The organism is Paenibacillus pectinilyticus (assembly GCF_001700435.1).
GTDB classification, from domain to species: domain Bacteria; phylum Bacillota; class Bacilli; order Paenibacillales; family NBRC-103111; genus Paenibacillus_E; species Paenibacillus_E pectinilyticus.
The window spans coordinates 262,173-283,422 of the sequence record NZ_LYPC01000014.1 but is presented as its reverse complement, the minus strand read 5'-3'; the positions used below and the strand labels follow the sequence as shown (position 1 = coordinate 283,422).

Here is a 21,250-nt window from a genome sequence, read left to right as displayed (position 1 = left end):
GACCTCCTTGTTTATATCTCTTACATCTCTAATAGTAATTGAGATTCACACTGTTGAATGCACACACATTTTCCAAAACAGGTAGGCTCATATTATTTATTTAGGGGTGTTAGGCAAAAAAAAGGTTACCCCATCACTCTTACTCTGGGATAACCTCTATAGAGGACTTATTCTTATTAAATACTTCGTCTAAGTTCTTTAAAATCTCTTGAATTGGTGAATTTTCACTGTTAATAAGTAAATTTTGGATACCTTGAAACAGGGTATCTTGTACACCTGGGGGCCATTTTTGATCCAAGAAACTATAAGTTCCATTACTTAGATAGGAGGCGATTTCTTTCTGAGCTGGATTTAATTCTACATCCACATCTTTAAACGTGGTGAAGGCATTCGCTTCTTTTAGAAACATAGCATTAATCTCAGGCTTAGCCCAAAATTCCAAATATTTCTTCACAGCATCCGGATACTTTGTTGTACTTGAAGCACCAATACCAATGCTCACGCCTGAGGAGACCCAAGCATCTTTACCTTTGTCTGTGTAAGGAAGCGGAAACATACCGACCTCAAGATCCGGATTCTCAAGCTGAATGGGTTTTAATGCCCAGGTGCCCATGATCATCATTGCCGTTTTTTCCGTTGCGAATAAATGTATCATCTGATCATAGGTAACTCCCAATGTGCCTTTGTTAAAAAAACCACGTTTATTAAGTTCTCCATAATCTTTAAGCATTTTCGACCAAGCCGACCGAGAGAAAGAACTTTTGCCCTGATACATACTTCTATCAAAATCAGGTTGATCATGATAGATAGCAGAAGGCGCCATCGCTAAAGGAATAATTTGTGTTACCCACATGTCTTTGGTACCTAATGCAAGCGGCGTCAAACCGGAAACCTTTATCGCTTCACACATCTCTAGAAATTCATCCCAAGATTTCGGGATCGTCAACTTTAAATCCTTGAACACTTTTTTATTATAGATAACGCCTATAGCATTTTGATCGACAGGCATTGCATACAATTTACCACCAGTCATCATCGTTGATCTGGCTTTATCTTCCAATTTCGCTGACCATGTACTATCCGTTAAGTCCATTAAATAACCTGATTTAACAAAGGGATCTTTCCACGTGCCTGGAAAGACACCTATCAGATCGGGGGCATCCCCAGATACAAATCGGGTTTTTATCACACCTTGATATTGATCCACAGGGGCATTCTCATACTGAATACTGATATTTGGATATTCTTTATGAAAGAGTTCATTAATACGCGTGACTGCAGTTCCAGCTTCAGTCCCCATCCAGTGGTACATTGTTAAAACAATCGGTTTTTCGTCAGGATTCAATTGGGTCTCTGAAACACTTGGTCTTTGTTCACAGCCCGAAAGAAGTAAGACGATTAACAAGCAACAATTAATTATCTTTCTTTTTATATTCATTAGGCGTTACCCCCGACCACCGCTTAAAAATTTGACTAAAAAATTTTGGATCCTCGTAACCCACTAATTTACTAATTTCTGATATCTTTTTGTACCCACCATCTAAAAGTTCTTGAGCCTTCATCATCCTTACTTGCAAAATATAATCAGAGAAATTAGAACCTGTTTCCGCTTTAAACATCTTGGATAAATGACTCACACTCATATGATGTTTAGCAGCAAAATCCTGTAAATAAATCGTATCACTATAATGCTGTTGCACATAATCCAATAGAGAAGGAATCACCTGCTTGGGTTGATTCAAATCAGACGCTACTTCCTTCATCATTCCTGACAATTTAGCTAGTAACCAATCATGAAGTTTGGAATAATCTTCGCACGTTTTTAGTAAATCATACACAGATTCCATACTTACAGGATCTAAGTCTGATTTGTTCTTAGAAAGATTAAATTTAATGGCATAAACAAAATCAGTAAGAAATATAGAAGATTGCTTCATTGGCACCCCAGTCCTTTTTAGATTATCAAGCATTCGGCGCAACTCAATGTTCAGTTTGGCATACTCGGATTCCAGTATATGTTTTTCAATTAACCTAGCGCTATCCCAAACTAAAGTTAAATTGGAAGCTTGCTCCTCTGTCATGAAGGTAGGAATCCCGATTTTAACCTGCTTTTCAAGAAGATGAATATTGGAATGATACACACTCTCTAATGATTCATTTCCTTTTTTCAAGTGGTAAACAGTGTGAATCACCTTATTGGAAGCTAATAAATACTCATGAATTTGCTGTATTTTCTGCCGCGTGATACTTTCCTTCTCTATAGCCAACATAGGCAGTAGGAAAATTCGGAGATGACCATCTACATCAAAGCATTTAGACTGCTGTTGGAATCGCAATTGAACCCAATCCATAACTTCACTCTCATAAAGTCCTATCCCTGACCAAGTACTGTCACTATTCCAATTTTCAAGTAGAGTAGCAACCATGATCCAATCCCCATCCAATTTATCCAAATTATTCTTATTATCTTTCTTATTTATGCCTCGGATCATTCGGTTAAAAGACCAATCCATCGCCATCTGGTTTTTCTGCTCTTCCAATTTTACCGTTTCAATTAGTCGATCAAGAAGATTGTATAATTCTTTTGTACTCACCGGCTTTAATAAATATTCCTTAGCCCCAAGTTTCAGTGCTGTTCGAGCATATTCGAAATCGGTGTAACCACTTAGCATAATGGCCTGCAGCTGAGGGTTGACTACCAAGAGTTTTTGCAAGGTCTCTAGTCCACTTAACCTTGGCATTCGAATATCCGAAATTACGATGTCTGGAACTTCTTTCTGAGTATGTAAAACGGCTTTTTCTCCACTTGCAAAACATCGGATTGTATGATGTTCCGAGTATGGCACTAAGAGGTGTTCAAGCTCTTCTAATGCGAGGATTTCATCTTCAATCAGAAAAATAATCATCCGTTTCTTCCTTTCTATTCAAAACGAAGTGGTAAAACGAGCACTACTGTTGTTCCTCCGTCTGGTTTCTCCTTAAAAGATAAACCATATGACTGACCATAGATGAGTTGAAGCCGTTTTTGAATATTTATTAAGGCAATCCCCATGTGTTCAGACTCATGCTCTAGATGCAAATTAACTTCTGATAAATTCAAATTCAACCGATCTTGTATTTGCCGATCCATGCCAACACCATTGTCAGACACGAATATTTCCAGATTGTCTCCATTGGTTTGAACAGTAATAGAAATAATTCCCCCAGAATCCAATTGTTCAAGGCCATGCACGACAGCGTTTTCAACTAGTGGCTGAATCATTAATCGAAGAATACGTGCATCGAGAAGGTCCTCAGGAACATGTTGTTCATAAACAAACCTATCTCTGAATCGATAGGTTTGAATTTTGATATAACTCTGTATTAGATTTAACTCTTCTCCCAATATCACCGTTCGGTCCCAATCATAGAGAGAGTACCGAAATAAATGAGCTAATGACTCCGCAACTTCAACAACATCAGTTGTTGCTCCTCTTCTTCCAAGAATCTTCAGAATATTGAGTGTGTTAAATAAAAAATGTGGGTTAATTTGAGCTTGCAGAGCAATTAAACGAGCATCTTTTTCACGGAGCTCTGCTACATAGACCTGAGAGATCATTTCTTCCATGCTATCCAACATCTGATTAAAGACTTTACCCAATTGTCCAATCTCGTTCCTACTGTCTGATTGCGTCGTACGTATGGAGAAATCTCCTCTTTCAACATGGCGCATCGTTACAACCATTTTTCTTAATGGGCGTGTAATTCCAGTAGCAATAAACCACGCTATCAAAATAACTAAAATTAAAATACCAGTCTCAATTCCCATAACTGTATTACGTATTACTTTTAATTTCTGAGTAATTGAATTCATTGGCTTTAATATTAAGGTGGTCCACTTCGTTTCCTCTGATCGAAATGCCCCATATAGATAAGAATTTCCTTGCCATTCAAGGATTCCAATTGAACGATTCTTAATGATCTCGTTTACATGAAGATCGGCAATTACTTTTCCCGTCCACACATTCTGATTATCATAAACGACATTTCCTTCATCAGTAACAATGAATAAACTTGAATCTTGCTTCCCTCCGTATTCCTTGTAGGAAACGAGCTCCTTCATAACGTTTGCTTCCATATCCATCTTCATATAACCAATTCTTTTACCGGTTGGAATTTGGTTAATTGGCCTAATTAAAGAGAATACTTTTTCCCCAAGAAAATTAGTAATTGTGTTTTCAGTTACCGTTGGCCATAGAAAAAAGGATGAGCTCAAATTCTTCTGTACATTTGGAAACCAAGGCTCCTGAGTAATATTATAGCCTACGTATGGGCTTCGTTTTGACCAGAAATAGGTCATCTCTGGATTCTCTTTAGGGTACAAATAGATCCCTTGTACGGAAGGCCACGAGATAGATAGGTTTAACAAATGGGAAGTAACTTGTTGATTCAGATTAGCTTGTTCTACATCACTATTTGTCCCATTTTCACTTAATATTCGCTGAACAAGCGAATCGTTAAATACTGAAAGCGATACCTTCTCCATATCCTCGATATACAGCTCCAACGAACGTGATATTTGGGTGCTGTTTGTATCTAATAACTGTAAATTTTGTTTCTTAAGTTCACCAACACTACTGTAATAGTAAAAGATTCCACTCAAAATGATCGAACAAGCAAATAAAAAAGAAAAACTAAATACAAGTTTGGTTTGTAATTTCCATGATTTCCATATATTCATAGGAACCCCTGCCATCTTAACAGTTTTCATTGACCCTTATGCAAACTCATTTTAGTCAAGCTGGCATACAAATACAAGCCCAATCAGAAAATATATCTACCTAAACTGTAAAACGAATGCGCTTACAAGTCATCCCTTCACGTATATACTAAAAACAGTGGCCAACTTTGCAAAGGATTGGTCATCAAACAAACCACAATGAATGGGAGTTGAATTATGAGTAATTATCGATTTCAGCATTTTTTCAAAAGACCAGTTCACATGGGTAAACGCACAATTCTCCTGCAGGTTCTAAGTATTATCGCTATTTGTATTGGGCTATTAAGTTATGCTACCCCACCTGCCCATGCTCTCTCGGGAGAAATTCGAATGCACGATCCAAGTCTTATTAAAGTAGGCAGCTGCTATTACGGCTTTTCTACTGGATTTGAAGGCGGTCCAGGTAATGGATCCATTACCATTCGAAAAACATGTGATACAACAATCACGACTGGATGGACATATGTTGGCACGATTTGGAATTCAGTTCCTGCTTGGATTACGACCCGACTAGGAAGCACACCACCTAACATCTGGGCTCCTGATATCAATTACTTTAATGGTCAATATTATCTTTACTACGGAGCTTCGATTTGGGGAACCAATACAGCAACGATGGGTTTAGCAACAGCAACGAATATCGAAGGACCTTGGACAGATCAAGGGGAAGTAACCAATGTTAACTACCCGATTGATCCTAATGTCGTATGGGGCCCTAACAATATTCCTTATATTACTTGGGGGTCATGGACTGGTAATGGCATCAATATGCATGTTCTCGATGCTGCAACTGGCAAGCTCTCTACAACAGACAATAATTTATGGCATATTGGAAATGGTCTTGAAAATTCAACGATTACCAGTAACAATGGCTATTATTATTTACTCGGTTCTAGAGGGAATTGTTGCTCAGGAGTAAATAGTACATATTATACAGTTGTTGGCCGTTCCACAAGCATTACAGGACCTTACCTCGATGAAAATGGTGTTGATTTGAATAGCGGTGGCGGGACTACCATACTAACAGGAGCTGGTCCAGAAGTTGCAGGTGGTGGTGCTGATATTTTTGATGATGGTTCAGTCAAACGGTTAGCTTATCATTACTATGATGCTAATAATGCTGGTAGTGAGACACTCAATGTCCGAACGTTATTCTTTGGAAATTCTGCGAGAACCGGTGCGGCAGATTGGATTAATGTCAGCGCACCAATCTATACACCTATTACTGGTGGAACTGTAACAGTAAGTAGTAGCATCGAGAATTTCGGTTGGCTCAAATCAACTGTCAATGATGGGCAAGAAAGCTCAGTCAGCGGTGCGATGGGTTGGAGCAGCAGCAACAGTTTGACGACCAATCACACCGAGTGGGTACAATTGGACATGGGTACGAACAAGAGCTTCAGTCAAGTGAAGTTATTTCCTCGAACTGATGGGGCAAATAAAGGTTATGGATTCCCAATTGACTTTACCATTCAATTATCTACAGATGGTACGAATTGGACAACTGTCACGACAAAAACAGCAACTCCTCTACCTAGTGGAGCACAGGTCTATAATTTCTCAGCAACTACAGCTAGATATGTTAAAATCAATGGTACTAATTTGAGAACCAATCCGAATGACCAAAATGCTTATCGCATGCAATTCGCTGAAATCGAAACCTCTGGTATGAACTCAGGTAACTTGGCTGTGCTTAAGCCTGTTACAGCTAGCAGCTCCTATGAAGGTTCGGACTGGTTTACGCACAGAGTCAATGACGGTCAAAAAAACGCAGTCTACGGTTCAAAAGGTTGGTCAAGTAACAGTAGTTTAACTACAAATCATACTGAATCCATTGCTATTGACACTGGGGCTGTTCAATCTATTAGCAAAGTAGACTTGTACCCTCGAAATGACAGTGCTACCCAATTAGGATATGGATTCCCAATTGACTTCACAATCAAAGTCTCTTCGGACAATGTAAATTGGACAACGGTTGTGACAAGATCTGCTTATGCCTTACCTGGCAATAGTGTGCAGAGTTTTAGCTTTACTTCACAATCTGCTCGATACGTAAAAATAACAGGTACAAATTTAAGATCAAATCCAAATGACAATAATGCGTATCGAATGCAGTTAGCGGAAATAGAGATTTACTAGTAACTAGCGATCACCAAAAACTAAGAAAGAACAGATCGAATGCTTGCTTGCATTTGACCTGTTCTTTCTTTATTCCTATGCATGACTTTTATCTGGCGAATTGATTTTCTGGTTGAAGCGGGGAATATCGGGAATGACCAGATTCATATTTTGACATGAATCCACTCTAATCATGCATAATTTTTCAACGCATTCTTATCGTTTGGAACGTTTTCGAGGTATTTGATCTTCCCATCATCATCAAGTTTCGCAATATCAATGCCCGTCAAAGCATATACCTTGCCTGCAACCGTTTTTCCACAAACAGCCCAATTTGACACATAACTTCCATCTTGACGAGGTTCCCAGCTCTCCCAAATATGCTTGACGTCCGCATTATTCGTATAGAACGCTTTGATAAAATCGTCAAACCCAAATCTTGTCGCACCATTCAAAACGATTTCAGCATCAGGTGTAAATAATTGTAACAAACGCTCCATTGCGTTTGCATCCGTACGTGATTGATCGAATAAATCAAAATATTGATTTAGATTGTCCATTGTTATCCTCCTAATTTAATTCTTAGTATCGGTTTCATGCCATGCTGCTTTTCAGGCTGGATAGCCACCACCAGGAGGCGGCCAGGAGCCAAACAATCGGCGTAGCACGACAATTTCTCCAAGGTGATATGAATTATGAGAAGCGATATTGCGCAAAATACCAGCATTCGTTTCTGTTGGGAAATGCTCCAAGGTATCATCTAGCTGCACGCTACGAGCATATTCAATAGATCTGTCGATTCCTTGCAAGAATTGCTCGATCATCATTAGCCATTCGTCAACATTTTCCGGTGTAGCTCTTTCGGGCCAGCTCTCGGCAACGCTTGAGGGCATTTGCGGCTTGCGGCCTTCCAGGTAAGCCAACAAAAAGTTCTGCCAGTAGCTCATATGACTCAAGAGCTGATAGATGGAGTAGGGTACTCCCTCTATACGTTTTCCCGCCAACTCTACAGAGATATCCTTTAGAGCTCGAGCAATAGGGATATGTCCACGTTCTCCAACTAAGGATTTAACAAGTACTTCGACAAAAGCTTGATTCGATTCCAATGATATCTCTCCTTCTAATCCATTTAATTATTTACGACTATTCGCAAATATTGATAAATGACATAATTGACTTTTGCAACTATTAGAGAAAAACGCAGCCTTTTCACTATGAAAAGGCTATTTCGTAAACGGGGTCTTGCTCAAAGCAGTATTCAGGAGGTCTAGTGAGTCGAAAACTTGTTCATGTTTCTCTTTCGGAATGTTCTCAAATACGTTGCTCAAGAAAAGTTCCATTGACTCCGCGATATGCAGTCGTTTCTGTTCACCATTCGAGGTCAACGACAATACTACGTAACGTCGATCATTCATATCGGGCAATCTTATGACGAGATCAAGCTCTACCAGCTGTTGCACTTGCCTACTGAGCGAGCTTGTGTCCATAACAAGCAGTTGTGCAAGATCGTTAAGCGATAAGTTCGGACGCTTACCTAGCTCGTATAGAATATGACTTTGTATGAGCGAGATACCGCAGTCTTGGGCGCCATCTTTCTGCAATAGCCCGAACAGCCTCACTAGACGTTGAAAAGTTTCCCGCGTGTTTATATATGGAGAAATAATAGACATTTGACATCACCTGAACATATTATAATCCACATTAATTGATATTTGCAACTATTGATATCCGAAAACATCATGAACAGCTTTTCATTTTCACTTAGAGTGTCCTCTTTAGGATGCACTTAGTATTTCAACACAGCAAGTAATGGAATAAAAATAAGCCCGAGACAAATCTCCGGCTTATTCTTACCTAAAACCAACAATTATTTCCCCTTAGCCGCCAAAAACGCAGCTGCTTGCGTCTCAACTTCCGCCTGAACTTTATCAATACCAGCTGCTTTCACTTTCGAAATAAGTGTTGCATATCCGGCATCGACGTCCTTCACAACCCCGATAAATAGTGGTTTTGCATACTGGGATGAAACATCTTTCATATTAGCAATTTGTGTTTTGACATTTTCTGAATTGAAGCTAAAACCAAGATATTTCGGTGCCATAAGATAGCTTTTTACTTTACTATTCAAATCGATATAAGATTCTGTCCATGTATCCCATGGTTTGAAGAAGTCCTTATTCACGAACCAGAAACCAGCTGCATCTGGCGGATATGTGTTGTTGTCTGCTGTTGTGCCTTTCGGAAGTGTTAGCTTTCCATCAGCTGTAAATGCATAGTTCTTGCCTTCGATACCGAAGTAGACAAGGTTCACATAGGCTTGATCTTCCATAATCAGATCCAATGCTTGCATCGCCCGCTCTGGATTCTTGGAATTTGCAGAAATCGCAATTCCGTTGTTGAGCCAGCTATTTGCAGCAGCGTGACCTGTTGGGGACAATGCTGGGATCAACTGAACATCGATGCCTTTCGCTGCGCAAGCGCTAAGTGTAGCTTGAATGTCAACGGAGTTTCCGAATGCCACACCGGATTGACCTTCACAGAAATTATCCTTTGAGCGAACCTTATTCGCATATGGGTTTTTATTCACATAGCCAGCATCGTACCATTTCTTCATAATGCCTGTTGCATATTTCTCAGCGCTAAGGAACGGTTCATCCAGCATGCTGACGATTTTGCCCGATGCATCTTCGTTATCTGTCGTTACACCAACCGCACTCGGGTCACCTGAATCGATCGGAGCACCTGGGTAGGCGATTTTCTCTCCGAGAAGATAGCCAAAAGGAGTTGGCAAATCGTACGTAGAATCCAAGTTCAGCGGAATCATGTCTGGATAATCTTTCTTGATTTCTGCGAAGTAGGGCTCCAATTCCGAAAATTTCGTCACTTTAGACATACCAGCTTTGGCTAAAATATCTTTACGGACAACCGCCACGTTCACTTTGCGATCCGGTGTTGATGTAGGAATCATATACGATTTCCCATTAACAATTGCGGCCGCCATCGCTTCTGGCGGAAGTTTACCGTTGTGTTTCGGCATATACTTGCTCATCATGGCAGATGTGATCGGGAGGAACGCACCTTTCGTTGCTTCGGATACATAATAGTTCCAATCCGCTGCGAATACGAAATCAACATCTTCACCCGAAGCCAGAATTAACGGATATTTGGAAGCAACGTCACCCCAACCAATATAGTTAATTTTGAGTGTCGCGTTAATATCAGCTTTCAATTTTTTGTTAAGCGCATCCATAACTTCAGGCATGCCTTTCGGTTCTTGGCCTAGTAAATAGCCTACTAATTTCACTTCTTTGGAATTGTCTGGCTTATCATTTGCAACGGGTGTTGCTGTCGTCTTGACACTCTCGCTTGCGGCAGGTGTGCTTGAACTGCTCACCTTATTATCGCTGGTACTACAGGCTGTCAACATCACTGAAGCTAATAGCATGGAACTCAATATCGGCAGCATTCTCTTTGTACGTATTTTCAAATCAAACCCTCCCATAAATGTGTTAATTTCTATTACCTTATTTAAATCTGTATATATACATCCCCAGGGCCCGAGGGAACCTATATCCAACGTCGTGTCGATTATATTACCTATTGTAAATCGTTTCCATGCAATGTCATATCGGATAAAGTTACGTTTTACTTTGAAAAGTTTAGTTTGTATACCAAGTATCTTAGAAAATGCGTTTTGTCAAGATTTTAAGTACGAGATGAACCTGTTCATAGAAACAAGCTCATCTCACACTACTTCCGCTAGTTTTTAATCATCGTCCAATCGTCTACCTTCACCCAATTATTCGCGTTCGCAACGGAATAGATACCAATCTGAGCAGTGCCATTCGTTACTACGATATTGGGAATCGAGATCTGTGTCCAGCTGCCAATAGCCGTGTTGATGGTATAATCCTTCTCGGTGCCGCCATAGTTCTTCACATATATTTGGGCTGTCGTCTGCCCGCCGCTGCTTTGTACCCAAGCTTTCAAAGTGTAGGTGCCGTTAGGCACCGTTAGATTCTGATAACGGCTCGCACTGTAAGCTGCCGTTCCACTCTGTTGAGCCGCCCATCTGCCCGAATGCCCACCGGCTACGTTGCTATTCGGATCTGTAGTCACATTCTTCCACGTTGTCCAGCCTGCCAAATCATTCTGAGCAACTCGATCCGCCTCATAGCTTGGATTCATCGCGTAGTTGTTTCCACTTCCTACTGTCCAAGTCCCCGCTGCAGCATCCAGATTGAACTCACTCAAGGAATTGAGCGTCGGTGTCGTGCCACTAAAAGAAATCGGCATCCATTGATTGTACCCGATACCGTTGCCAGCGAAATCACTCCAACGATCACCGCCGAACAAAATGGTCGTACCCGATGTACCCTGTACATTAACGAACAACCCAGTCTGCGTAACATGTGAGAAGTCCGCATCCGTATTGCCCATGATAGACTCCGTAGAATAAGGTCCCAGTATGTTCGTTGCGGTAATATAATACGAATGTGACGCGTTCCACCCATGCAAATCGGAGGAGGCTAGGTAGTAAACGCCATTATATTTAAACATCGCGTTACCTTCACGGCCCCCTGCTGAGCTATTATAGACGTTCGTAGCTGGCTCCACGTTCAAATAATCCGAGGTACGCAGTGGAGACACATAGAGGTGAGAGCGTCCATTCGTGTTGCTAAACACCAAGTAGGGTGTCCCATTATCATCGATGAAGATCGATTGATCTCCTGACATATTATTGACGACATTCGTAATTGTGGTCTGTACATGGTCGAAGGTAAAGGTCCCTGTTGGCGTACTGCTTGTCGCAAATGCAATTCCACTACCAGCAGGCCCGCTATATTGCGTGATCAGCACGTATTTATGCGTGGTGCTATTGTACACAACACCTAGTCTTCCTAACCAGTCTGCATCCCATGTCGTTCCGTCCGTTGTCCCCGTGATCACATTGCCTTGGAATGTCCAGTTAACAAGATCCGTGGAAGAGTAACAGGTCACTGCAGCGAAGCTTGTATCGCTATTCTTAGAGGTAGGGTTGTTGTAATACGTAACCGCACCATTATACTTCACCCCATACCAGTAATAGGTACTACCGACCTTCAGCACGCCACCTCCTTGGGAGTAAATCGGATTGTTCGAGGTATCCTTCCAGAATACATCATTCGTTAGCTTTTGGCTTGAAGCACTTGCGCTCGTTATACCGAAGGAGAAGGCAATTGTTAGCAACAATAGAAAGCATTGAAACACAGTGAAAGTTCTAATCCGATTTGTCATGGACAACATCCTTTCGTTTTCTACTATTCCAGGTTAATGGCGATACGCATGATACACTCCTTCCCAGAAAAATTAGAGCATGTATGACAACCCGATTATATAGCGCTTTCATTACAATGCTTAGCCTGTAAACCTACGATTTCCTTCGAAAAGTCATGATCTTAGCCATTTTGTATATCGTGAAACATACATGTTCATCTACTTTAAAAAAAGGACAAAGCGGCAGTTTTCTTCGCTCTGTCCATCTTCCTTTTAAACCATGGAACCATCCTTTACCCCTTAACAGCACCAATCGTCACGCCGCTCACGAAATATTTCTGGACAAACGGGAACAAGATGACAATAGGACCTGTAGCGATAACAGTCAGCGCTAACTTGAACGTTTCTTTCGGCTGGTCCAGATTCGCCACGTGCGTTGACATCGCAGCTGAGAGATTAATCGAGGATAACATTTTGTATAGCAGGAATTGCAAAGGTACTAAATGATCCTGATCAATGAACATGAGTGCTGTCCACCAGTCGTTCCAATAGCCAAGTGCCGTGAACAGACCGATCGAAGCCAAAGCTGGTTTACACAGGGGCAGCACCATACCGATAAAAATTCGAAAATCACCGGCGCCATCAATTTTGGCTGACTCAATTAAAGCCTCAGGGATTGAACTGCGAATAAAGCTTCGCAAGATTAAAATATAGAGAACATTAAAGAGCGGCACTAAGATGAGTACCAGCATTGTATTTTTGAGATGCATATATTTCGTAATCATAATGTAATAAGGAGCAAGTCCGCCATTAAACAACGTTGTAAAGAAGAGGAAGAATGAAAGTGCGTTGCGGTACTTCACTTCTTTACGAAACAGCACGTACGCTGCCATCGACGATAAGAACAACGACACTACCGTCCCAATTACCGTCACCGTTATAGACACACGATAGGCTGAAAGGATGTCACCCGGATAACGGAATATAAAGGCATAGGCATCAAAAGAGATATCTCTCGGAAAAAGGGAATAACCTGACTTCAGGATCGCGCTTTCCGATGAAATGGACCCCGAAATCATTACAATAAATGGGACTACACACACGAGTGCGATCACGGTGATCGCTAGAAAAGATAGCGCCTGAAACATAGGAGCGGCGTTCAGTTTATTGGGTTGCATAGCTTGTTCGTCTCCTCCTTCATTATTTTAGTTTAGAACAAAGCTTGCTCTTTGTCATAACGTCGAACCGCCCAATTCGCAAGCAAAATAATGACGAGGGTTAGGACAGATTGATATAAGCCCACAGAAGATGCCATCCCGAAATCTTGTGTGCCAACAAGCGATCGAAACACGAGTGTATCTATAATATCAGTCGCATCCATAAGCGCACCATTGTTTCCAATTAATTGGTAGAACATATCAAACTCGCCGCGCATAATGCGACCAAGCCCGAGCAGCAAGAGAATGATCATCGTTGGCTTCAGCAATGGAAGCGTAATGCGAGTAATGCGCTGGACGCGCGAAGCCCCATCGATGGTTGCTGCTTCATAGATTTCCTGATCGATCCCAACAATAGCTGCTAAATACAAAACACAACCGTACCCGACCCATTTCCATACATAGAGGAATGGAAGAAGGAAATACCAATAGGAAGGATTCGAGTAAATATTGAGTGCTTCAAAACCCAAATGACGCAAGATCACATTCACTATGCCATATTCATAGTTCAGAAAGTTATAAACAAAGGCAGACACCGTTACCCAGGATATAAAATACGGCAGGAACATAAACGTTTGAGAGATACGTTTAAACCATTTCGAATAAATCTCCGATAGGAAGACAGCTGCAAGAATAGAAAACAACGTATATGCACTGAGAAAAATCGTGTTATAAATAATCGTATTCCTTGTGACGAGCCATGCTTTACCCGATACGAAAAAATAATGAAAATTGGCCAATCCGTTCCACGGGCTCATAAAAATACCTTGCCGGTAATTGAAATCCTTAAATGCCATAACAATTCCTGACATCGGTAAGTAGGCAAAAATAATAAAATAAATCGCCACAGGAAGGAACATCGTGTAGAGAACCCAATGTTTCTTCAACTCTTGCAAGAACGGCCCGGCCGTTACTTTCTTTCTGCTCGTTACTTCTGTCTGAACTTGCCTTACAGTAGGTGCTTTTGCACGCAATGTCTTCACCCCTTCTTGTCTCTTCTCCTTATTCTAAGGAATTTAGCGAAAGCCATATACAGGGTAAAGTTACGAAACTCTTTGATAAATTGTGTTACTTCCATTCCCTCTAAATCGGTTGATTCGGGATATGCAGGATTGCTTTCGTACCGCTGCCAGGTACACTTTCATACCGAATGCCATACCTATTCCCATAGGTTAACTGGATTCGTTCCATAATATTGCGCACACCGAATCCGCCTGTTCGCTTCGAACTGTGACCTTCCATCACCTTCTTGATCTGCATTTCGGTCAATCCAATCCCGTCATCTTCAACGGTGATATAGACATCCTCATCCACGACTTCAGCTCGCACCGTGATGCTTCCTTCTTCTGAATCCTTCTCCAATATGCCATGAAGTATCGCATTCTCAATCAGCGGCTGCAGGATGATCTTAGGTACTTGGATCTCATAAAGTTCTGAAGGAATATCCACATGGAACCCAATCCCATTCCCGAAACGCATATTCTGAATATGAACATAAGCCTCCACATGTTTAATTTCGTTATGTAAGGTGACCATCTCTTTCCCATTGGATAGGCTGAGTTTATAGAAAACCGCAAGCTCATCCACCACGGTCGAAATTTCCTTCGCACCTGATTCAATGGCCATAATATTAATTAAATCAAGCGTATTATATAAAAAATGAGGATTGATCTGAGCCTGAAGCGCCTTCAGCTCTTTGTTCTTGACCTCTCTTCCGAGCGAATAGGTTTCATCCATTAATTCGGAAATGTTGAGAACCATTTTGTTGAAATTATGCGTGAGTTCCCCAATTTCGTCGGCATTAACCGGTAGAGGAGCAACCTCAAAATCCCCATTCTTCAATTTACGCGTATGTAAAATGAGATTACGAATTCGTTTCGTTGCGGATCCCGCAACAAAGAAAGAAAGCGGTAACATAAATGGTATAATCATCAGGAAAATTGAGATCAATCGATTCCTTGCTTTGTTACTCGAGTTTAGAATATCCGAATAAGGAACGACTAATGCCACATGGAGATCCGTAGAAGCGATTTCCTGGATACCTAGCAGCATTCTTTTACCACCGATAATGAAATCTTCGTTCCAATAATTGCTCTTATTGGAAGATAGACCATTCTGACTAATGACATTCAGCACAGATTGATTATCATGGAAATTACTCGAGACACTTAATATATCCCCGCGATCATTAAAAAGAACCGCTTCTGCCGCTGGTGTAAACGAAGCATGGTCTAACACCGTGTACATGGCCTTTTGAGAAATATCCGCTCTTACAATACCATTAAATTGCCGTACATTGTGTGAATTGGGGATTTTCCTCACAATTGACAGCATGTTGGAGCTGCTTGAGGATGGGAATTCTGAAGCAGGCAGCCAAGCAAAAGACTCGTTAGATGCACTGAATTTCTTGTACCATTCCGTGGTCTCTAGCTTACCAAGTCGCAAGTAATCCGTATTTTCCGTAGCCTCAGCTAATCCTTCTTTCATATACAAACGGATAGCGCTGATATCCTCATTATAGCGAGATTGATATAAGATCTTGGACAGCTTACTCGCATCGAAGCCCCACACATTCACATCCTCGTACTGCTCAGGATCTGCAATAACCAGTGATTGCACTTGATCGTTCAAAGCAATGAAATTCAAGACTTCTGCAATCGATGCCGCTTTATATTCCAAGTAGGATCTGGTTTCCTCTAATACCTTCTTGGCCGTAAATAAGGTCTGGTCCTCGCTCTCCTTCGTCGTAATGTTCAAATGGATGAAGAAGAGGAGAATGAACGGTACGGAAACAACTAATAAGTAGGTGGCGAAGAGCTTGTTCCGAATACTTAGATTCGAGAATCGGCGAAAGCTGATTTGTCTCATTTGGTATGCTTCTCCCGGTATTCAGATGGGGTTATGCCCGTGTACTTCTTAAAGAAAGTTGTGAAATAGTTAGCATCCGCTAAACCAAGACGAGTTGCAATATCATACAATTTCAGATCCTGCTCTCGCAGCAATTCCTTCGCCTTTTCCACTCTAACTTCAGAAATATACTCTTTCACCGTTTGACCTTTTTGCTTTTTAAAATAAAAGCACAGATAGGTCTCACTTAAAGTAACGTGTTCCGCAATAGCGCCAATCGTAAAGCCTTTTTCATGAAAATGCGTGTGAATATAGCGAATCACTTCCCGCATTTTTCCTGTGGCATGGCCATTTTCATGCGAAGCTACCTTACGGAATGACTCCAGAAACGATGCCACATACCTCTTTAAACTAAGAAGCGTCGGAATCCGATCAATTTCCTTCCATATATATCGTCGCTCTTCATCCTCTGCTTGCTCCGCTATGCCTTCAATTGCGGCTACTTCCAGCGTAACGAGCAATAATTGGAAGAACACATCTTTCACTCGAATGATATCTAAATCTTTGCATAGAAGCGCACGTGAAGCCCAATCCTCAATGACCGTGTAGGCTTCATCGACCTCGCCTCTTCTTAGGAGTTCCCGATACCCCTTCAACTGTTCCCTATCACTCTCAAATGCTTGATGCTGTCCTAAGGCATCTACAAAAATCATGTTCTGGCTATCATTATAAAAATTCAAATTACCGGCCTCATAGGCTGTTCGATAAGCTCGATGAATGTGCTGAAGCCCTTTCACTGGCTCACCGACACCGACATAGAGCTTAATTTGACTATTCACCATTTGTTTCAGTTCCGAATAGAGTTGATCCAATACTTGACGACTATTGCGATAACTGCTTCCATACGATTCAGGTAAAACCACGATTAACCAATTAATGGCGTCGAATCCACATAAGGCACCTAACGACATCATGAGCGGGAGCTCATTCAATTGATGCAATAACGATTCTTGGAGAAATGCTGGATCTTCAGGTAATTGCGCAGGAGTCCAATACAAGGAAACCGCCATCACCGTAAACCAGCCGTCTGCCTGATAAGGCAAGCTATGCTGCGAACTCAGCAACATCGCGATTTCACTTGAGGTTCCTTCTGAGATCAATCTTCGGACGATGTCCTGCTTGAGGAATGGTAAGCTGCGCTCGTAGCCTGCATGGAGCCGCTTCTCGGTCATGATTCGGTCTTCTTCCTCTTGGCGCTGCACGACTGCCTTCTCGACAGCAGATCGAACAGTTTCCAAATGAATAGGCTTCTCAATATAATTAGCTGCTTTTAATTGAATCGCAGACAACAAATACTCTTTATCCGAATAACCGCTTAGAAAAATGATTTTGCACGTCGCATCTGTCCAACGCAGTCTTTTAGCAAATTCAATACCATCCATCTTAGGCATTCTTACATCACATAGCACAATATCTGCACGCCACTGCCCAAATACGTTCAGCGCATCCTGCCCATTGCGTGCAGTTTGCACTTCCGTGATACCGATTTCTTCCCAAGCTATATGTTTGCGAAGCAGCTCACGTGTGCGTTCCTCATCATCTATAATTAATAGTCTCATGTAGCGTCCTCCTTGTTATAAAAGAGAGAAAGCAGACCGCTTGTGCGGACTGCTGCATTAGTTCTTCTTATGACTATTTCTTATTATATAACAGAAAATCCCTTTCAAACACCGAATATAATTTCATATACGGGCACTGCACGAACCGAGTGTATTTCAGCGATACGTTCCATCGCCTGTTCACTCCAGCCTGCCATCGTTGTGGCACTATTGACAAATGATCCTTTTCGAATAGGTGAAATATAGATATACATCCCCTGGTCAATTAGCCTCTCTTCTAGCTGCTTCAAGCCAATCTCCCATGGTAAACCATTGCTAAAGTTGTCATTAATGAGATCACCATCAATGAAAGCATAGCCAATATCTCCTGTATAAGCGATACTTAACAGCACTTGCTTCACCTGTCCGAAGGTATTTGGTGTGAATCGAAGCTCCACTTTATCTGCGTTCACCTTGATGCATTCGAATGTGATTTCTTTATGTGGAATGTGAAACTTGTATGTTGTGAACAGTTCTTGCGTGCCTTGGTCTACAAGCTCTGCCCCGCTTATGACGTGAAACGCATCTAAATCAGGGAATACGCGGAGCGTTACCTCCGTTTCATCTGTCGATTCAAGCTTAATTTGACCGTCCATCACGAGTAAATTGGCACGCGTCAAGAATACACGTTCACGCCCCTGCAACTCAGCTTTCCAGAAATCTAGGCTCAGTGCATCTGACATGGCAACAACATGTACGATCTCGGCTGACACTTCCGCTTGCATGCTGAACATCGCCATATCCGCTTCTTCTAATGTGACAATGGTTATGTCATCCGTATTTTGTACGGTACCTTGTTCGAGCTTGATTTCACCTTGTATGGAGGTAGTCTTTAAAGCAAATTGACCCCGCATACCATCTGGAATGGTGAAAAAGTAGTAGGTCGCGCCATCTACCTCGAGATGCGTAATCAGCTGTGCTGTTGCATAATGTAGCTTGATGCCTTTAAGATCGAATTGATAGGGTAGCATGCAATAGCTGTCTTTGTTCAACCGCAGGCTGCCTTCTGCCGGGAACCGAACGGTCTCATTTTGCAGTTCAATGGCTACCTGAAAATCGACCATATTTATGTTCTCCACATGATCCTGGTAATTGTTCAAGAACAGCAATCCTGAACCCTCACCTGCTCGGACTGCATAACGAAGCGTATTCACGTCAGTTGGTTCTATTTCGGAGGCACCCATCGGAAGAAGTGTCTTCGTCCGACACAGCCATTCCTCGTATTGCGTATAGAAATAATGCTGAAGCTTCGTTCTTCGGTAGGACTCCCGAACTTGACCGAACTCGCCAATCATTGCATTGAAATCATACGAAATCTTCGGCGTTGCTAAATCGTTCAGGTATACATCCCGCTTCCCTTTCGGATTCGAACCCCCGTGATACATATAGTAGCCAATCATATTACAACCTTCAGCGACTTTCATCCCTGTCATTGCGGGTACGCTTGGATAGTCGAATTGGAACCGATATTTATAAAATGGTGTCATACCCCCGCCCATCTCACAACACATATAAGGGTAATCTTCCGGCGTGTATAGCGGTTCAAAATTATAGCTCTTCGGTATCTCATTATTGTGCTTATCTCGGAACACATACTCAGGTGTAGGCGGATGCTCCTTGATATCACCGAAGCGATCATGCTCATAATATATCCATGGCCAATAGGCATAGCCCCCCCATAATGGCAACATCTCGTCTGTAGGCGTCGTAGCGCCGCCCCAAGCTGTACAGGTATAGATAGGCGTCACAATCCCCGCTTCAACGGCGAGTTGCTTCAGCTTGATCATATGATCATTGCCATCACTCCCTTGACTTAGCCATAGATTACTGATGCCCGTCGTGAGCGCCCATTGCGCTGCGGAATGATTATGCTCATTTTCAATTTGCGTACCAATGATGGGTCCGCCTTGGGCGTAGAGAAGGCCCTGCAACTGAACGCTAATCTCTTGATAAAGCGCTTTTACGAATACCAAATATCCTTCATCATTGGATCGTACATTGAACGGTCGGCCGAATAACCAATCCGGCATACCCCCATTTCGTACCTCTCCGTGACAAAATGGACCAATTCTAACGATAACATACAGCCCGTGCTTACCGCACAGCTCTATGAAGTGATGTACATTCTTATTACCGCTCCAATCGAATACGCCCTGAATTTCTTCATGCATATTCCAAAATACGTAGGTCGCAATAACATTAATGCCGCCCATTTTCATTTTAACAATCTCATCTTCCCACAAACGCTCATCATATCGGGAAAAATGGAACTCACCACAAACCGCAAAAAACGGTTTGCCATCGCGTTCCATATAATAATTTGTAAAGCTAAGCAATTCCCCTTGCGGGTTCGAGCCCCCTTGTCGAATATGTCCTGAAAAAATTCGCTTACGATCATCGCGTGCATCTATAGTGTATGTAGTCATTGTCTAAAGCTCCTCCTATCCCATTGTCCCCAGTAAGGTATCATATTCGGCTCTAGTTAGATTCAAAATCGATCCGTGCCTTTTTTTCGTATCACCAAGGAAATATTCCTCTGAATTCAACACACGGAAATGACCACTTGATAAATCATCTGTGACCAAGGGTAAATATCCCTTATTGGCAGCAAATTGATCAACCATCAGACACCATTCGTTGCGGTCATTGAATTTGAATACGATAGGTCCTTCAACCCCGAGCATGCTATCCAAAACAGGAGATTCTAGATCGTAGAACGATTGGCTGGACAAAGAACGACTTTGCTCAAGGATAATACACTTCTTCGTTTCATCTTTAGAAAAGCGATAATAAACATCGCCCTCCTTAATAATTGAAGTATCAATGACGTGATTCTTCCGTTCTATATAGCACTCTGGTTTCGAAAAGTGCTTAAAATCCTTGGTTCTGGAACTGTAAATGATTTGTTTAGACTCCGTGCTCTCCCTTTTCGTCATGGAAGCCCAGAACAGTAAATGTTCCTCTGATTGCTCATCATAAATAGATTCAGGAGCCCAAACACACCCTGCGTCTGGGATGTCGATCTCAAAGCTGCTCTCCTCCGACCAGTGAACTAGATCTATCGATTCCCAAATGATGATCGAACGGCTCCCGCTATATTGCGCGACATCCCAACCTTTGTCGCTCGCAATGCGCAAATCTGTTGCTATGATGTTGAACTTTCCGTCCAACGGAGATCGAAGGATAAAAGGGTCACGTACACCCATTTCACCAATGCTGGATTTTAGCACCGGCTTACCATTATTTAAGTCCTTCCAGTGCAAACCATCTTGACTTAAAGAGAAATAAACTTGCTCTCCTTCTTCGGACTCACCTATGAAATAAACAAAAAGATAGCCTTCATACAGTTGATCTTTCAAACAAATGTCTGACATATGAGTCTTCCTCCTAAATCA

General features: G+C 41.8%; 15 protein-coding genes. 1 reads left to right on the top strand and 14 read right to left on the bottom strand.

Features of this window, described 5'->3' with window-relative positions; genetic code table 11:
• Positions 1-139: 139 nt before the first annotated feature.
• From A8709_RS08815 to A8709_RS08805, 3 genes are read right to left on the bottom strand one after another with little or no spacing between them, the layout of a single operon-like run.
• Positions 140-1,438 (bottom strand): ABC transporter substrate-binding protein, encoded by a 1,299-nt coding sequence (locus A8709_RS08815; RefSeq protein WP_065851994.1) that lies wholly within the window; start codon positions 1,436-1,438, stop codon positions 140-142.
• On the bottom strand, positions 1,413-2,906 hold the full coding sequence (locus tag A8709_RS08810; protein WP_065851993.1) for a response regulator transcription factor: 1,494 nt from the start codon (positions 2,904-2,906) through the stop codon (positions 1,413-1,415). The genes A8709_RS08815 and A8709_RS08810 overlap by 26 nt, the downstream gene beginning before the upstream one ends.
• Before the next feature lie 14 nt (positions 2,907-2,920).
• Positions 2,921-4,720 carry a sensor histidine kinase gene (locus A8709_RS08805; protein WP_167357037.1) on the bottom strand — a complete coding sequence of 600 codons (1,800 nt, stop codon included), beginning with the start codon at positions 4,718-4,720 and terminating at the stop codon, positions 2,921-2,923.
• A gap of 369 nt (positions 4,721-5,089) precedes the next feature.
• On the opposite strand from A8709_RS08805, the gene A8709_RS08800 reads away from it, so the two are divergent.
• Complete coding sequence (locus tag A8709_RS08800; RefSeq protein WP_065851991.1) at positions 5,090-6,898, top strand: family 43 glycosylhydrolase; 1,809 nt, start codon at positions 5,090-5,092, stop codon at positions 6,896-6,898.
• 170 nt (positions 6,899-7,068) lie between these two features.
• Here the strand turns inward: A8709_RS08800 and A8709_RS08795 are convergent, their stop codons facing one another.
• From A8709_RS08795 to A8709_RS08745, 11 genes are all read right to left on the bottom strand, one after another.
• Positions 7,069-7,437: a nuclear transport factor 2-like protein gene (locus A8709_RS08795; RefSeq protein WP_065851990.1), complete on the bottom strand. Its 369-nt coding sequence runs from the start codon at positions 7,435-7,437 to the stop codon at positions 7,069-7,071.
• Positions 7,438-7,488: 51 nt separating this feature from the next.
• Entirely contained in the window at positions 7,489-7,983 is a 495-nt protein-coding gene (locus tag A8709_RS08790; protein WP_065851989.1) for a DinB family protein, read from the bottom strand.
• 117 nt (positions 7,984-8,100) lie between these two features.
• Positions 8,101-8,547, bottom strand: coding sequence for a MarR family winged helix-turn-helix transcriptional regulator (locus A8709_RS08785; protein WP_065851988.1), 447 nt, complete (start codon positions 8,545-8,547; stop codon positions 8,101-8,103).
• 197 nt (positions 8,548-8,744) lie between these two features.
• Positions 8,745-10,364 (bottom strand): ABC transporter substrate-binding protein, encoded by a 1,620-nt coding sequence (locus A8709_RS08780; protein ID WP_141692466.1) that lies wholly within the window; start codon positions 10,362-10,364, stop codon positions 8,745-8,747.
• A gap of 272 nt (positions 10,365-10,636) precedes the next feature.
• Positions 10,637-12,154: a family 43 glycosylhydrolase gene (locus tag A8709_RS08775; protein ID WP_065851986.1), complete on the bottom strand. Its 1,518-nt coding sequence runs from the start codon at positions 12,152-12,154 to the stop codon at positions 10,637-10,639.
• Positions 12,155-12,426: 272 nt separating this feature from the next.
• Positions 12,427-13,311 (bottom strand): carbohydrate ABC transporter permease, encoded by an 885-nt coding sequence (locus A8709_RS08770; protein WP_065851985.1) that lies wholly within the window; start codon positions 13,309-13,311, stop codon positions 12,427-12,429.
• 32 nt (positions 13,312-13,343) lie between these two features.
• Complete coding sequence (locus A8709_RS08765) at positions 13,344-14,210, bottom strand: ABC transporter permease (RefSeq protein WP_084224859.1); 867 nt, start codon at positions 14,208-14,210, stop codon at positions 13,344-13,346.
• Between the two features lie 223 nt (positions 14,211-14,433).
• Positions 14,434-16,218 (bottom strand): cache domain-containing sensor histidine kinase, encoded by a 1,785-nt coding sequence (locus A8709_RS08760; protein ID WP_065851984.1) that lies wholly within the window; start codon positions 16,216-16,218, stop codon positions 14,434-14,436.
• Positions 16,215-17,816, bottom strand: coding sequence for a response regulator (locus A8709_RS08755; RefSeq protein ID WP_065851983.1), 1,602 nt, complete (start codon positions 17,814-17,816; stop codon positions 16,215-16,217). The genes A8709_RS08760 and A8709_RS08755 overlap by 4 nt, the downstream gene beginning before the upstream one ends.
• 104 nt (positions 17,817-17,920) lie before the next feature.
• Positions 17,921-20,281 (bottom strand): beta-galactosidase, encoded by a 2,361-nt coding sequence (locus A8709_RS08750; RefSeq protein ID WP_065851982.1) that lies wholly within the window; start codon positions 20,279-20,281, stop codon positions 17,921-17,923.
• Between the two features lie 15 nt (positions 20,282-20,296).
• Positions 20,297-21,229 (bottom strand): glycoside hydrolase family 43 protein, encoded by a 933-nt coding sequence (locus A8709_RS08745; RefSeq protein WP_065851981.1) that lies wholly within the window; start codon positions 21,227-21,229, stop codon positions 20,297-20,299.
• Positions 21,230-21,250 lie beyond the last annotated feature (21 nt).